The organism is Streptomyces sp. NPDC002088, assembly GCF_040296605.1.
Taxonomy (GTDB): Bacteria; Actinomycetota; Actinomycetes; order Streptomycetales; family Streptomycetaceae; genus Streptomyces.
On sequence record NZ_JBEOXO010000050.1, the window covers coordinates 15,601 to 29,330 of the forward strand.

The 13,730-nt window shown below is 69.5% G+C and carries 14 protein-coding genes and 2 pseudogenes; 9 read left to right on the forward strand and 7 right to left on the reverse strand.

Going from position 1 to position 13,730, the window contains the following annotated elements; all coding sequences use genetic code 11:
- Window position 1: 1 nt before the first annotated feature.
- The 3 genes from ABT114_RS47980 to ABT114_RS47990 are packed head-to-tail and all read left to right on the forward strand — an operon-like array spanning window position 2 to window position 2,656.
- Window positions 2–919 carry a VOC family protein gene (locus ABT114_RS47980; RefSeq protein WP_351153060.1) on the forward strand — a complete coding sequence of 306 codons (918 nt, stop codon included), beginning with the start codon at window positions 2–4 and terminating at the stop codon, window positions 917–919.
- Between the two features lie 26 nt (window positions 920–945).
- Complete coding sequence (locus ABT114_RS47985) at window positions 946–1,584, forward strand: NAD(P)-dependent oxidoreductase (protein ID WP_351153063.1); 639 nt, start codon at window positions 946–948, stop codon at window positions 1,582–1,584.
- Window positions 1,585–1,606: 22 nt separating this feature from the next.
- Window positions 1,607–2,656, forward strand: coding sequence for an LLM class flavin-dependent oxidoreductase (locus tag ABT114_RS47990; RefSeq protein WP_351153066.1), 1,050 nt, complete (start codon window positions 1,607–1,609; stop codon window positions 2,654–2,656).
- Between the two features lie 781 nt (window positions 2,657–3,437).
- Here ABT114_RS47990 and ABT114_RS47995 read toward each other — a convergent pair.
- Window positions 3,438–4,121: a TetR/AcrR family transcriptional regulator gene (locus tag ABT114_RS47995; protein ID WP_351153069.1), complete on the reverse strand. Its 684-nt coding sequence runs from the start codon at window positions 4,119–4,121 to the stop codon at window positions 3,438–3,440.
- A gap of 175 nt (window positions 4,122–4,296) precedes the next feature.
- Between ABT114_RS47995 and ABT114_RS48000 the strand changes: the two genes are divergently transcribed.
- From ABT114_RS48000 to ABT114_RS48020, 5 genes and pseudogenes are all read left to right on the forward strand, one after another.
- On the forward strand, window positions 4,297–4,974 hold the full coding sequence (locus ABT114_RS48000) for an SDR family NAD(P)-dependent oxidoreductase (protein WP_351153071.1): 678 nt from the start codon (window positions 4,297–4,299) through the stop codon (window positions 4,972–4,974).
- Between the two features lie 46 nt (window positions 4,975–5,020).
- Complete coding sequence (locus tag ABT114_RS48005) at window positions 5,021–5,773, forward strand: transposase (RefSeq protein WP_351153073.1); 753 nt, start codon at window positions 5,021–5,023, stop codon at window positions 5,771–5,773.
- 31 nt (window positions 5,774–5,804) lie between these two features.
- Window positions 5,805–6,849: pseudogene (locus ABT114_RS48010) on the forward strand (DNA polymerase Y family protein).
- 41 nt (window positions 6,850–6,890) lie between these two features.
- Complete coding sequence (locus tag ABT114_RS48015; RefSeq protein ID WP_351153076.1) at window positions 6,891–8,108, forward strand: AbiJ-related protein; 1,218 nt, start codon at window positions 6,891–6,893, stop codon at window positions 8,106–8,108.
- A gap of 45 nt (window positions 8,109–8,153) precedes the next feature.
- Window positions 8,154–8,300 (forward strand): hypothetical protein, encoded by a 147-nt coding sequence (locus tag ABT114_RS48020; protein WP_351153079.1) that lies wholly within the window; start codon window positions 8,154–8,156, stop codon window positions 8,298–8,300.
- Between the two features lie 46 nt (window positions 8,301–8,346).
- Here the strand turns inward: ABT114_RS48020 and ABT114_RS48025 are convergent, their stop codons facing one another.
- Window positions 8,347–9,498 (reverse strand): ISAs1 family transposase, encoded by a 1,152-nt coding sequence (locus ABT114_RS48025; protein ID WP_351153082.1) that lies wholly within the window; start codon window positions 9,496–9,498, stop codon window positions 8,347–8,349.
- A 131-nt stretch (window positions 9,499–9,629) separates the two neighbouring features.
- On the opposite strand from ABT114_RS48025, the gene ABT114_RS48030 reads away from it, so the two are divergent.
- Window positions 9,630–9,938, forward strand: a complete 309-nt coding sequence (locus ABT114_RS48030) for a hypothetical protein (RefSeq protein ID WP_351153084.1) — start codon at window positions 9,630–9,632, stop codon at window positions 9,936–9,938.
- Between the two features lie 56 nt (window positions 9,939–9,994).
- Here ABT114_RS48030 and ABT114_RS48035 read toward each other — a convergent pair whose 3' ends face one another.
- The 5 genes and pseudogenes from ABT114_RS48035 to ABT114_RS48055 form a co-directional block, all read right to left on the reverse strand.
- Window positions 9,995–11,014, reverse strand: a complete 1,020-nt coding sequence (locus tag ABT114_RS48035; RefSeq protein WP_351153087.1) for an NADPH:quinone reductase — start codon at window positions 11,012–11,014, stop codon at window positions 9,995–9,997.
- A gap of 25 nt (window positions 11,015–11,039) precedes the next feature.
- Window positions 11,040–11,933 (reverse strand): aldo/keto reductase, encoded by an 894-nt coding sequence (locus tag ABT114_RS48040; RefSeq protein ID WP_351153090.1) that lies wholly within the window; start codon window positions 11,931–11,933, stop codon window positions 11,040–11,042.
- Window positions 11,930–12,487 (reverse strand): TetR/AcrR family transcriptional regulator, encoded by a 558-nt coding sequence (locus tag ABT114_RS48045; RefSeq protein ID WP_351153092.1) that lies wholly within the window; start codon window positions 12,485–12,487, stop codon window positions 11,930–11,932. The genes ABT114_RS48040 and ABT114_RS48045 overlap by 4 nt, the downstream gene beginning before the upstream one ends.
- Window positions 12,488–12,877: 390 nt before the next feature.
- Window positions 12,878–13,198, reverse strand: coding sequence for a hypothetical protein (locus tag ABT114_RS48050; RefSeq protein ID WP_351153095.1), 321 nt, complete (start codon window positions 13,196–13,198; stop codon window positions 12,878–12,880).
- Between the two features lie 19 nt (window positions 13,199–13,217).
- Window positions 13,218–13,637, reverse strand: a pseudogene (locus ABT114_RS48055) (IS3 family transposase); the annotation flags it as partial.
- Between the last annotated feature and the right edge of the window lie 93 nt (window positions 13,638–13,730).

The window sequence follows — 13,730 nt, forward strand, 5'->3', positions numbered from 1 at the left end:
CGTGAAGATCCACGCTCTGGGCTACGTCGGATTCGAATCCCCCCGCCACGAGCAGTGGCTGGCATTCGGACCCGAGGTCCTCGGCCTGCAGATCGGTGAACGCGGCGCCGACGGCACCGTGCATCTGCGGATGGACGATCGCCACCGCCGCCTGTCGATCCACCCGGGCAAACAAGAGCGCCTGGCGTACGTCGGCTGGGAGCTGGCGGGCAAGGCCGCCTTCACCGAAGCCGTCGCGGAACTGACCGCCAAGGGCTACACCCCCCGGCTGGGATCGGCCAAGGAGTGCGTCGAGCGCCAGGTGCAGGGGCTCGCCCGCTTCGAGGACCCGTTCGGCTTCCCGCACGAGATCTTCTACGCCCCGGTGTTCACCGCGGGTTCGTTCCTGCCGGGCAAGCCGATGGCCGGTACCTTCGTCGGCGGCACGGACGGGGTGGGGCACGTGGTGTTCGTCGTCCCCGAGATCACTGAGGAACTGGAGACCTTCACCACCGACGTGCTCGGACTGGAACTGTTCGGCGGCTGGACGGCCACCACCCCCGACGGCCGCGTGACGGGCCCGCAGTTCTACCGCTGCAACCCGCGCACCCACTGCCTGGGCTACGTCGGCGTGCCCGGTATGAAGGGCGTGCAGCACATCGCGATCGAGTCCACGTGTCTGGACGACGTCGGCCGCGCCTGGGACCTGGTGCAGGAACGCGACGACATCCCCGTCACCGTCACCCTGGGCCGGCACATGTCCGACACCCTCATCTCCTTCTACATGCGCTCGCCCACCGGCTTCGACATCGAGTTCGGCGCCGGCGGCGAACTGCTCCCGGACGACTTCGTGCAGACCAGCCCTTCCAGCTCGGAAGCCTGGGGCCACAAGTTCGTCGCAGACGGATGGGCCCCCACCGTCCGCCCGTACACCCCCTGACCCCCACATCTCAGGAGCGATCTCTCATGCGTGTCACCGTCTTCGGCGCCACCGGCGGCATCGGCCGGCTCGTCGTCCAACAGCTCCTGGACACCGGCCACCAGGTCACCGCCCTGACCCGCAGCCCCGACAAGCTCTCCCTCACCCACCCCAGCCTCACCCTCATCACCGGACAGCTATCCGACCGCGGCGCGGTCGCGAAGGCGGTCACCGGCGCGGAGGCGGTCATCAGCGCGCTCGGCCCATCGCTGAAGCGGTCCGCGACCGGCACCCAGCTCGCCGACGGCACCCGCACCCTCGTCGCGGTCATGAACGAACAGAAGGTGACCCGGTTCATCGGCCTGGCCACCCCCTCGCTCGCCGACCCGCACGACAAGCCGCACTGGAAGCACAAGGTGCTGCCCGTCATGGCGAAGCTGATGTTCCCCAACGCTCTGCGTGAACTGGAGGGCATGACGCAGGCCGTCACCAGCTCCGACCTCGACTACACCATCGCCCGGATCACCAACCCGACCGACAAGCCCGCCACCAGCCGCAGCAAGTCCGGGTTCCTCGGCCACGACAAGGTCGGCTCCGCGATGACCCGCGCGGACATCGCCGCCTTCCTCGTCTCCCAGCTCACCGACACCCGCTACAAGCGGGCCATGCCGGTCATCAGCAACTGAACCACCCCGTGAGGAGCGTGCCGTGGAACTCGGCATCCTGTCCCTGTCCGACCTGCAGACCGCCCCCACCACCGGCCGGCTCCACAACGCTGCCCGCCGCACCCGCGAGATCGTCGCCTACGCCATCGCCGCCGACCAGGCCGGCCTCGACGTCTTCGGCCTCGGCGAACACCACAGCCCCGACTTCTCCGTCGCCAACCCCGCCGTCCCCCTGGCCGCGATAGCCCAGGCCACCACCCGCATCCGCCTCACCAGCGCCGTGTCCGTGGTCTCCACCCTCGACCCCGTACGACTCCACCAGGACTTCGCCTCCCTGGACCACCTCAGCGACGGCCGCGCCGAGATCATCGCCGGACGCAGCGCCTTCCTCGAAGCCTTCACCCTCTTCGGCATCGACCCCGCCCACTACGACGACGTCTTCGCCGAGAAACTCGACCTGCTGCTCACCATCCGCGACAACACCAACGTCACCTGGTCCGGCCGCCACCGCCCAGCACTCGACGACATGCCCGTCCCGCCACGCCCCCAGCAGGACACACTGCCGCTGTGGCTCGGCGTCGGCGGCACCCCGGCCAGCGCGGAGCGCGCCGCACGCCTTGGCCTGCCCATGGTCCTCGGCCTCATCGGCGACGACATCCGCCGCTCCCGGCCCCTCACCGAGCACTACCGTGCCGTCGGCCAAGCCGCCGGCCACACGCCCGACACGCTCCGCCTCGGCGTCACCAGCCACTTCTACGTCGGCAAGACCTCCCAGGGCGCCCGCACGGACCTCTACCCGTACTACCGCGAGTACCTGCGGCCCAAGACCCCCGGCGGCCGCGGCTGGCTCATCGACCCCGACCAATTCGAAGCTGTCGCAAGCCCCTTTGGCGCACTGATGACCGGCAGCCCGCAGGAAATCATCGACAAAATCCTCGCCGAACGCGAACTCCTCGGCATCGACCGCTTCATGGGACAGATCGACTTCGGCGGCATGCCGCCCGGCATGGTCAACGACTCCATCGAACTCCTCGCCACCGAAGTCGCACCCGTCATCCGCAAGGAAACCGCGCCCCGCACGGGCGCCCGGTGACCGGCCCTTGATCCCGGTCACCGGCCGTCCGTGGCTCTGCTGCCACTGTGTGGTCGCCGGAAGAGATCGGCTTCACGCCCGGATCACGCTCGCGGACCGCCTCGCCGGCAAGACCGCGCTGAACACCCGCTAACTCGCGATGCCCCTTCGACGAAGGGACGGTGGTCCGACGTCCGTCACGTCGTTGCACCTGCTGACGGCCCTCATGGACAAACCAGGCGGGCTCATCTACCTCAGCAGCTCCATGCACCGCACCGGCTCCACCGATCTAGGCCGACTGGCCGCCGGCACCGCTTCCTACGACGACAGCAAACTGTGGGTCACCGCCCTCACGCTCGCACTCGCGTCCCGGTGGAAGGGAACCTCCAGCCACGCAGTCGACCCCGGCTGGGTGCCCACACGGATGGGCGGCCCCGGCGCACCGGACGACCTGACCGCCGGGCATCAGACACAGGTGTGGCTCGCCACCCACCACGACGTGCCCCCGCACACCGGCGGCTACTGGCACCACCACCAGACACAGGAACCGCACCCTGCAGCTCAAGACCAAAAGATTCCAGAGCCGCCTCGTCCGGGCCCTGGAGAACCACACAGGCGTCCCGCTCGGCTGACGGCGCCCTCGCCCCACCGCGGACAAGCGGCCGAAGGCGTGCCGCGCCCAACGCCCACCGCGGCAAGCTGTGCCCCAGGCGGACCCGATGCCGTTCAGCCGCAAGCCGTGCCAAGGCGAAGCACGGCTACATCGCGGCGGTCCGCTGCTCCGGTGCGGGCCACCTGCGGATCAGGTGTCCTGGGCCGGCGGAGTGAGGCCCGCCGGACTGGCGCGGAGCATCGCCTCGTACAAGGCGGCATCCTCAGGCGGGTCGGGCAGCGGGCCACGGGCCGGGGCCTGGAAGGACTGGATTAGCAGGGCAACGAGACGGCGCCAGGCATCCGGCGCGGCGTCGCCGGCGAAGTTGACGACGCCCGCGTTGGCGATGAGCACGATGACAAGGTCCTGGTTGGTGAAGTCCTCACGCAGTTGCCCGGTGTCCTTGGCACGGGCGATGAGGGCCAGAAATCCCTTGAAGCTCTCGGCACGGCGCTCCTCCAGAGTTTTGGCCCCAGGGAACGTCATGGTCAGCACGTCGGCGAAGCCGCGATCGGCCGCCTGCATGGCGCAGATCGCCTCGACGAACCCGGTGAATCCCTCCCAGGGGTCGGGAACATCGAGAGCATCGTTGACGGCCGTGACGTAGGCGTCCATACGGTCGGCGAAGACAGCGGCGACCAGTTCCTCCTTGCCACGGAAGTGCCGGAAGATCGTAGCGATCCCCACTCCTGCCTCGCGGGCCACGGAGGCCATCGAGGCGCCCAGACCGTCGCGCCCAAACACCGTGCGCGCAGCGGCGATGATCCGCCCTCGGTTGCGCTCGGCGTCGCTGCGCAGGGGCTGGCCATCGGAGTGCTGGGTGCCAGGGGTCATGGCGGCCACTCTAGCAATCGGAATGCCCTATCCGTTTCTAGTGTTACGCTGACAGGACGAAAGGGGAAAGGGCTATCCGTTTACAAAACGGAAAGCCTTATCCGGATACGGGTTGGGCGCTGTCCGGCGCCCCGCCGCCCGCCATCCTCAAACGAAGCATTACGGAAGGATCGCTGTGACCAGCATCGCCATCATCGGAGCCGGCCCCCAGTTGGGCCTATCCATCGCCCGCACCTTCGGCGCCCAGGGCTTCGACGTCGCCCTGATCTCGCGCAATCGCGCCAAGCTCGACGACCTTGTGGCGCAGCTCGCCGCCGAGGGCATCAACGCCGCGGCGTTCCCTGCGGACGTACTCGACCGCGACGCCCTCACCCAGGCCCTCAAGGACGCCGCCGCGCAGTTCGGCGGCATCGACGTCCTGGAGTACTCCCCGGTCGGATCGTTTGGCTCCACCACTCTGACCACCCCCACAGGGACGGAGCCGTCCCACGTGCAGCACGAGATGGAATTCCAGCTCTACGGGGCCATTGCCGCCACCCAGGCGGTACTGCCCGCCATGCGCGAGGCAGGCGCAGGCACCCTGCTGTACACCACCGGCGCGGGCTCCATCGACCCCGTACCGGCGGTCGCCAACGTCAACGCTGTCGCGGCAGCGCTGCGCAACTGGGCGATCAACCTCCACAAGGAACTGGACGGCACCGGCATCCAGGCCGCCCACGTCGGCATCGACGTGTCGATCGGCATGTCGGTAGTCCCTGGATTCCCGACAGCCAAGCCTGAGCAGATCTCTCCCGTCTACTGGGATCTGCACACCACCAAGCGCGACCAGGCCGAGCTGGTCTTCAGTCTCTGACGCCCTCCGCCCGCCTCAGCTCTATCGCCCTCTGGTCACAGTCACCGTGCAGAGCGCCAGGGCCGACCGGGTGCGCGAGCAGCACGCGGCCGTCCACGCCCTGCTGGATGAGGGGCTCGGGCTGCGGCCGATCGCCCGCCGACTGGGCCTGGCCCGCAACACCGTCCGCCGCCTCACCAATGCGGCCACCGCGGACGAGCTCCTGGTCGGACGGTGGCCCGGCCGGACCAGCATCCTCGACCCCTACAAGTCCTACCTGCATCAGCGGTGGACCGAAGGCTGCACCGTGGCCCGACGACTGTTCGAGGAAGTTCGCGAGCGCGGCTATCCCGGCGGCGAGAGCGTGGTGAGGCGCCGCGAAGCCTTCCCTCACGACGATCCGCCCCGCAAAGCGCCGTCCGTGCGCGACGTGACCAGCTGGATCACCCGCCGCCCCGACCGGTTCGACGATGACCAGGCCCAGCAACTCAAGCAGATTCTCACCCGCTGCCCCGCCCTCGACCGAACCGCCGAACACGTCCGCCCCATCGCCGAATTGATGAACGACCGCCGGTGCCGCGAACTCGGTCAATGGATAGAACGCGTGCAGGCTGACGACGTGCCCGCCCTGCACGGCTTCGTCACCGGCCTCGGCCAGGACCTCGACGCCGTCGTCGCCGGGCTCAGCCTCCGCTACAGCTCCGGCGCCGTCGAAGGCCACAACAACAAGATCAAGATGCTCAAGCGTCAGATGTTCGGCCGCGCCAACTTCGACCTGCTCCGCAAACGGGTCCTCCTCGCTGCGCGAGGCCGTTCATGATCGCGGTTGTGGTGACCCTCCGTGCCGCAGCATCCTCCGCCGCTCCTTCGACCTGCCGCGCGACGCCGACGCCGAACTCCCGGAACGGCTGCGCCGCTTGCTGGAGGACTTCACGCCGCGCGTGCAGATGCTCGAGGACGGTGCCCTCCTCGACCTCACCGGGGCGACCCGATGGTGGCACCGCGATGCCCGCGGCATCACCGAACTCGTCCAGCTCCGCGCGCTCGCCTACTTCGGCGTGCGCAGCTCGGCGGCCGTGGCCGGCACCCCGATGCTCGCCGCCATGGCCTGCGTCCTCGCGCCGCTCGGGCGGCGCACCGTCATCGACGACTCGCCCGAGGCGATTGACGCGTTCCTTCGGCCCCGGCCCGTGCGGAAACTTCCCGGCGTAGGCAGGAAGACCGCCGCGCTGCTGGGCGAGTACGGCCTGCACACCGTCGGCGACGTCGCCGACGTCCCTCAGCACACCCTTCAGCGCCTCCTCGGTGCCCGCGCCGGCCGCGCCCTCCACGAACACGCCCAGGGCCACGACACCACGGTCGTCGACCCCACCCCGGTCCCGGCGAGCCTCAGCACGGAACACCGGTTCCCCCCGGGACGAACTCGACCCGGCCGCCCACCGGCGCATCCTGCTCGCCCTCGCCGACGACCTCGGTGCCCGCCTCCGCGCCACCGACCAGATCGCCACGGGCGTGACCTGCACGATCCGCTACGCCGACCTGAGCGCCACCCGCCGCAGCCGGACCCTGCCCGAAGCCACCCAGCACACCGTCCTCCTGGCCCGCGCCGCCTACGCGGTGTACGACTCCCTCGGTCTCCAGCGCGCCCGGGTTCGCAGCATCGCGCTGCGCGCTGACGCCCTTCGGCCCGCTGACCGGGCCACCCGGCAGCTCACCCTCGACGCGGAGGACGACAAACCCCTCGCGATCGAAGCCGTCGCCGATCGCGCCCGCGCCCGCTACGGGCACCAGGTGATCTACCCCGCCGTCCTCACCATCAGCTCCCGGCCGTGGTCAGCCCAGAAATGGGACCAAGGCGGTCACTCAGAGGACGCGCGCGGACGTCGTGCGACATAGTGCCGCTGCCGGATCCTCTCGGTGTCTGCGATCATCAGCCAATGGCCGACAGCAGGGATCGTTCAGCGCTTCGCACACTGGTCGGCGAGGTCGTCGCGGGTCTTGGCAGCCTGACGCACCGCGAGCTGAACCCGGCCTTCGAACACCTGGGCATGCCACCAGTCCCTGATGATGCCGGGAGTAAGCGCGACCGGATTGAGCTGAGTCTCAGCCAGGTACCCCACGCTGAGCTGCCACAGGTCACGCGACGCATCCTGGAACAGAGCCCCGCCCATGTGAGTCCGTCGATCCGCTACCAGCTCGAAGACCTGCTGTGGGCACAGGACGCGCCGCCCGGGATACCCAAGAAGGCCCGCCGTGAACTGGCACGCGCCCTCGATTTGTCGGAACTGACGCAGCACCACGACCGCTTCATGCGGCTCCTTGACCGATTCTGGATAGCCGCGGAATCGGACCTGTCCTTTCAGGAGCTTGAGGGCCTGCTGCTGAACGGGACGCGGCCGGTGACACTGAGGGACCGCATCGAACGGCACGTCTTCCGCAACCCCGGAGACTGGTCGACGGAAGACCTTTTCGAGAACCTCGGTGTGTTCGAGGCCGGGGACGCCAGGTTCGTCCGCTTCTTGGAGGGCCTGGTTTCAGCGGACGTCCTCCTCGATGAGCACCTCCAGGAGAAAACCGTCAGCATCATCAACGGTCATCTCCGCACTGCTGGGGTCGAGTTGAGAGTGACCGGCAGCGATGGCGGCTACCCCCTGTTCACAGTGGTGTCGACGCGACTGCATGGCAACCGGCGGCCGAAGAACATCATCTTTGCCTCCCTTGAGAAACCCGACATTCGTTTCCGCTCCTCGGTGGACAACGACATCGAGATCGTCGGTGGGCGCCCGGACGCCACCCTTGTCTACGACCGGGAGATCCCCGCCACGGGCCTGCGCTGGCGTGATCTGCATAGCTGGTGGCAGGACACCCGCAAGATCAGCAGTGAGGCCAACGTCAGGACGGATCTCTACCAACGACTCCTCAAGAGCCTGCCGGCCAATTCGCCTGGCCAGAGGAACCTCTTCGTGGCCTACCAGACGGCATTCCCGCCTTCCAGCGATGATCCCGCTCTCCTGCCCGAAGTCTGGCTGCACTGGGACCACCGGACCGTTCAAGAACGCGGCCCTGAGGCGTTGCTGCGCTCCCGCATGGACTTCCTCCTGCTGCTGCCGCACGGACAGCGCGTCGTCCTGGAGGTCGACGGATCACAGCACTAAACCCGCGACCATGGCCGCACCCCGGACACTGCCAAATACGCCGACATGGTCGCCGCTGGCCGAGACCTCAAGCTCAGGGGATACGAGGTGTTCCGCTTCGGCCACGACGAGCTCAAGCGTCTCGATGCCGCCCAGGACCTTCTGCGGCAGTTCATCCCGGACATGTTCCGCCGCTTCAGAGTGAGCAGCTGACGCTCCAGGGGCGTTGCAAAGTCCTGTGATCTTGTGGTCGCGCTGGTCAGGCGATGCCCAACAGGTCGAGCGGGCGAGTGAAGGGCTCGTAGGAGGCGTGCCGGATGCCGGCCGCGATGTTGCGGTGTCCGGCGCCGCGGAGCGCGTTGATCGCCAGGTTGCGCAGGGTCGACATGTTCTCGGGGCCGTGACCAGTGTGGATCTTCGAGGCATCCTCGGCGAAGGCGGTGTCACGGACGAAGTGGAGCCGGTTCTCGATGGTCCACTGCGACCTGGCCAGCCGGCCCAGGCGCTGGGGCGATGTCTGATGCGAGGTCAGGTCCGTGATCGCGTAGACGGTCTGGCGGCTGACGGTACCGGTCGTGAGGTCGGTGCGGTAACGCAGGATGCGTACAGCCTGGTCAGCGTAGGGGAAGTCCAGGCCGAGATCGGTCACGGTGAGGGCCCTGGTCACCCGGGTCTCCCGGCGGCCGTGGCCGATCTCGCGGTCGTAGCGGCGTGCGGTGACGTCCTTCCACGGCAGCGACCGTAGCCGGCGGTGGAGTTCGGGCTGGTTGGCCTTGACCACCAGCAGGTAGTGGGCCTTCTTCTTCTCGACCAGGAAGCGCGCGTGGGCGCGCTGGGTGTGAAGGGCGTCGGCGGTGACGGTAACCCCGGTCAGGTCGAAGGGCGCCAGTAGGACGGCGAAGCAGGTGATTTCGTTGGTCTTGTCGGGGACCCGTAGCTGGGTGACGGTACGGCCGTCGCCGGTCATCGCGGCCAGCAGGTGGGCGGCAGGTGTGTTGTTGTGCCGGGAGCCGCGGGCGGCCTTGCCGTCGACGGCCACCGAGTCCGATCCCGCTGGATCGGCTCCGGTCAGGTCGGCCAGGCCGCCGGGGCAGACCAGGCCGATAACCCGCCGGATCGTGGCGGCACTCGGAGCGACGCGCACGCCCATCACCCCCACTACCCGAGCGCCCAGGCGGGACAGAGCGTGCTGCGGAGCGTTCGCGGACCACTGGCCGATGGCCGCGTACGAGCGCGCGCCGGCGACCACCGCCGAGGCGGCAACCAGCAGCACCGCCACGAACGGGTGACGCACCCCTCGACGCCGACGCGGATCCGGCAGCACCCGCAGCCGCTCCACCAGCGACAATCCCGCCACGCCTTCCACAGCGGGCGACTTGATCAGGCAGACGGTGGCAGACTGGCGACACATCGAAGCTCCGGTGGTGCGAGGCGACTTGAGAAGGTCACCCCGTTCAACCGGAGCTTCGATGCGTTCGTGACGGCTCGGCCCGTACTCCTCGCACCGCCCGCGACCTGCGGACTCACACGATCACTGGGACTTTGCAGTGCACCTACCAGCGCAAGGCCGACGAGCTCGATCGCGGCCTGGACGCCGAGCTCACCGGCACGGACCCGCTGTGGTGCCTGGACTCCGACTGGAACCGCTCCTACCGCCGGATGCTCGGCTACCTCGCCGCCGGCGGCACCGTCACCGGCCCGGTCAACCGCACTGGCCTGGGCCACGACCCGTCCTTCCAGCCCGGCGCGTGGCTGCGCAAGCAGGCGAAGGCCCGCACCGAAGGGAAGCTGACCGAGCAACAGACCGCGCTCCTGGACGCACTTCACGCCGCCGAGGCCGCCGCCGGCTGACAGCGCCGGTCCGTGGCGGGATCTGCCGTCACGGCGAGGTGGGGCGCACTGTGGCGTCAGGACGTGATGTCCACCAGGACCTTGCCGACTGTGCCGCTCTCCACTGCGCGGTGCGCGTCGGCGGTGCGGTGGAGCGGAAAGCGGGTCAGTGGCAGGCCGTGTTCCTCGCCGACCGGCAGGGCGCCGTCGCGGACCGCGGCGGCGATGTCCTCGGCGGCCGCGGCGCGCGCCTGCGGACCGGCCGTGTAGAGCACCAGGAACTGAAGGCGCGTATTGAGCACCATGTTGTGCCGCACGTCCAGTTCGACCGGCTTGCCGCCGTCGTTGGCGTAGGTAGCGATCGTGCCGCGCGCTCGCAGCACGGCCAGGTCCAGTGCGATGTTCGCGCCAAGCGCCACTTCGGCGACGATGTCGACGCCGTCCGGGGCGATCCTGCGGATCTCGGCGGCCGGATCCCCCTCTCGATAGTTGACCACGTGGCGGGCGCCGGCGGCGGTGGCCAGTCGGGCCTTCTCCGCTCCGCTGACCGTGCTGATCACGGTCGCGCCGGCCCAGCGGGCGAGCTGGATCACGGCGTGCCCGACCGCCCCGGCCCCGCCTGCGGCGAGCACGACCGCGCCGTCCAGCGCCCCCGGCCGCAGGCGGCGCGGGCCGTCCTCGGCGACGGTGAGCGCGCGGTGCGCGGTCAGCGCGGGGACGCCGAGTGCGGCGCCGACGTCGAAGCCAGCCTCGTCGGGCAGCGGCACGGCCCGCTCGGCCGGTACGACGGTGAACTCGGCGGCGGTGCCGGTGGGCCGCCCGGCGGCAGCCATGAACAACCAGACCCGCTGGCCGACCCGGCTCCGGTCGACTCCCTCACCGACGGCGTCGATCACGCCGGCGCCGTCCAGGTGCGGGGTGACCTCGGAGAACTGCTTGGTATGGGCGGGGCCGGAGCGGGCATGCCAGTCGGTCGGGTTGACCCCGGACACGGCTACCCGGGCGCGGACCTCGCCGGGGCCGGGCACGGGCAGGTCGCGATCGACGAGCCGAAGAACGTCGGGGCCGCCGTTGTCGCGGTAGACGATGGCTTTCATGATTCCGTCCTGGTCGGGGGGCTGGTCAGCCGATGGGGACTTCGGCGGAGCGGGACTCAATGGCGTCGAGGGTGGCCAGGGTGGCGGCGTCGAGAGTGATCCCGCCGGCGGCCGTGTTGGCCTCCAGGTGAGCGGGGTCGGCGGTGCCGGGTATGAGCAGCACGTTGGGGGCGCGGTGCAGTAGCCAGGCGAGGCCGACCTGGGAGGGTGTGACGCCCAGGGATTCGGCCACGGCGTGCACCGCCGGCTCGTCGGTCGCCTTGGGCAGGCCCGGGAAGGACCCGCCGAGTGGGAAGAACGGCACCCAGGCGACGCCCTCGGCCGCGCACAGCCGCAGCATGTCCTCGTCGTCGCGCGAGACGAGGCTGTACGCGTTCTGCACGCAGGCGATGCCCGCCGGCAGGGCGCGGCGAAGGCCGTCGAGGGTGACGCTGCTCAGACCGATCGCGCCGATCTTGCCCTCGTCGCGCAGGGCGGTCATCACTTCGAGCTGGTCGTCGAGGTCGACCATCTGGTCGCCGTCGGGGCGCAGGCCGGGGCCGGAGTCGAGCCGACGGAGGTTGACCACCGGGAGCCGGTCGACGCCGAGGCTGCGCAGGTTGTCCTCGACGCTGGCGCGAAGCTGTTCGGGGCGCTGTGCGAGACGCAGTGGCAGAGGCCCGCCCGGGTCGGGGTCGGCCCCTACCTTCGTGACGACCAGGACGCCGCCCTCGGGGCGCAGCGCCTCGCGGATGACCTGGTTCGCGAACCCGAAGCCGTAGAACTGGGCGGTGTCCACGTGGTCGACGCCCAGCTCGACCGCGCGGCGCAGCAGGGCGACGGCCTCGCCGCGGCTGTGGTGCAGGCGTTCGAGTTGCAGGGCGCCGTAGCCGACCCGGAAAACGGTGCGGCCGGCGAACGGAGCGGTCAGGGTGGTCATGGCGCGGTCTCCTCGGCCGGTGACTGCAGGGCGGTGTACAGCAGTTGGGCCAGGTAGAGGCTCTGCACCCGGTGGGCGATCGGGGTGGCGCGCTCCTGGGCCTCGGCCGGCTCGAGGTGTTCGACCTTGACCAGCCAGGCGGTGACGCTGTCGTGCACCATCGCGCGCATCCGGTCGATCGTGTCGACGACGATGCCGTGGATGGCCGGGTTGTTGGTCGCCTCGCCCCAGGTCTGCACGCCGACCCGGGCTTCGACCGGGTCGATGCCGGCGATCAGGCGGGCGAGCAGTTCGTCGGGGTCGGGCGGGGTGTCGCTCCCGGCGTACTCGCCGAGGACCTCCGCGCGCTTGGCGAGCACCGCGTGGGCCGAGGCCTGAACCAGCTCGGCCTTGTTGCGGTAGTGGGCGTAGATCGAGCCCGTCGACAGGCCGGACTCGGCCGTGATGTCGGCGATCGAGGTTCGCTCCAGGCCGTTGCGGCTGAAGCAGCGTACGGCGGCCTCGGTGATCTGGGCGCGCCGGAGCTCCTTGCGCGCGTCGGTGAGTCGAGGCACCACACCTCCTGCAAAAAGAATCGTGGTTCTGCTTGTAGCCTCACTATACAGAACCGCTGTTCTGTTTGCCGCGCGGCGGATGTGGCGGGGATCACGTTTCGGAGAAGACCTGCGGCCCGGCCTGGGCGTCTAGGAGGCGTGAGATCAGTCAGAGCAGCGCTGCACGAACTGGACGAGGAACGCCTCGTCCAGCTGGGAAGGTCACCCCGTTCAACCGGAGCTTCGATGCGTTCGTGACGGCCCGGCCCGTACTCCTCGCACCGCCGCGACCTGCGGACTCACACGATCACCGGGACTTTGAAATGCCCCTGGCTGACGCTCTCGGTCTTGGCGCAGAATCCTGCGCACGGGCAAGCGCCCCAGTTCGATACCCGTACCAGCGCGGGCTCTTCAGGCCAGAGGCAGCTGACCGAGCGGCCGACCGCGGTCGGCCTCCGCCTCCAGGAAAGCGGCCACGTCCGGCTCCCTCGTGAAGACGGGGCCGTCCCAGTACGCCGGGACCACCACCGGAGTGAGGCGCACCTCGGTGCCGTGGACGCGCGCGGTGTCGAAGAGGGTCTGCAGCATCTGCAGGCCCGCCAGGTCGAGCGCGCCGAGGCGGGCATGCCACGTCTGGGTCTCAGGGTCGTACGAGGCGATAGGGCGGAGCCTGTCGAGTTGCTCCTGCCATAGAGGATCAGCGGCCGGTGCTGTCCGGATGGTGGCCTCCAATACCCATGCGTCCTCACGGGAGTTCGGCGACGTACTTCCGATTCACTTCGTCCGCGGTGAAGTTCCGACCGATCAGGTCCGGCACCTTCGCCGCGGCGGGGTCCGGGATGGTGGTCCGATGCTTCCTGCGCAGGCGGAGACCGGCCAGCCCGATCGCCTGCATGACCCGGGCGACCCGCTTGTGGTTCACCACCTCGCCGTCCTCGCGGACTTCAGCGGTGATCCTGGGGACGCCGTAGGTGCCGTCCGAGTCCCGGTGGATCACCCGTATCCGGGCGGCGAGCTGGGCGTCGGCAGCCTGGCGGGCCGCCCTCAGCGGTGCACTCCGGCGCCAGTGGTAGAAGCTCGAGCGGGCGATGCCCAGGATGCGGCACAACCGCTTCACGCCGTAACGGCGCTGGTGGTCCTCAACGAACTGGCAGCGGTTCACCAGCCCGTCGCCGAGTAGCCGAGGGGAATTTCACCCCTCGGCCCTCACAGAACCGTGCTTAACAGTCTCCCGTTACACGGCTCTTGTCGTCCTGATCATCAA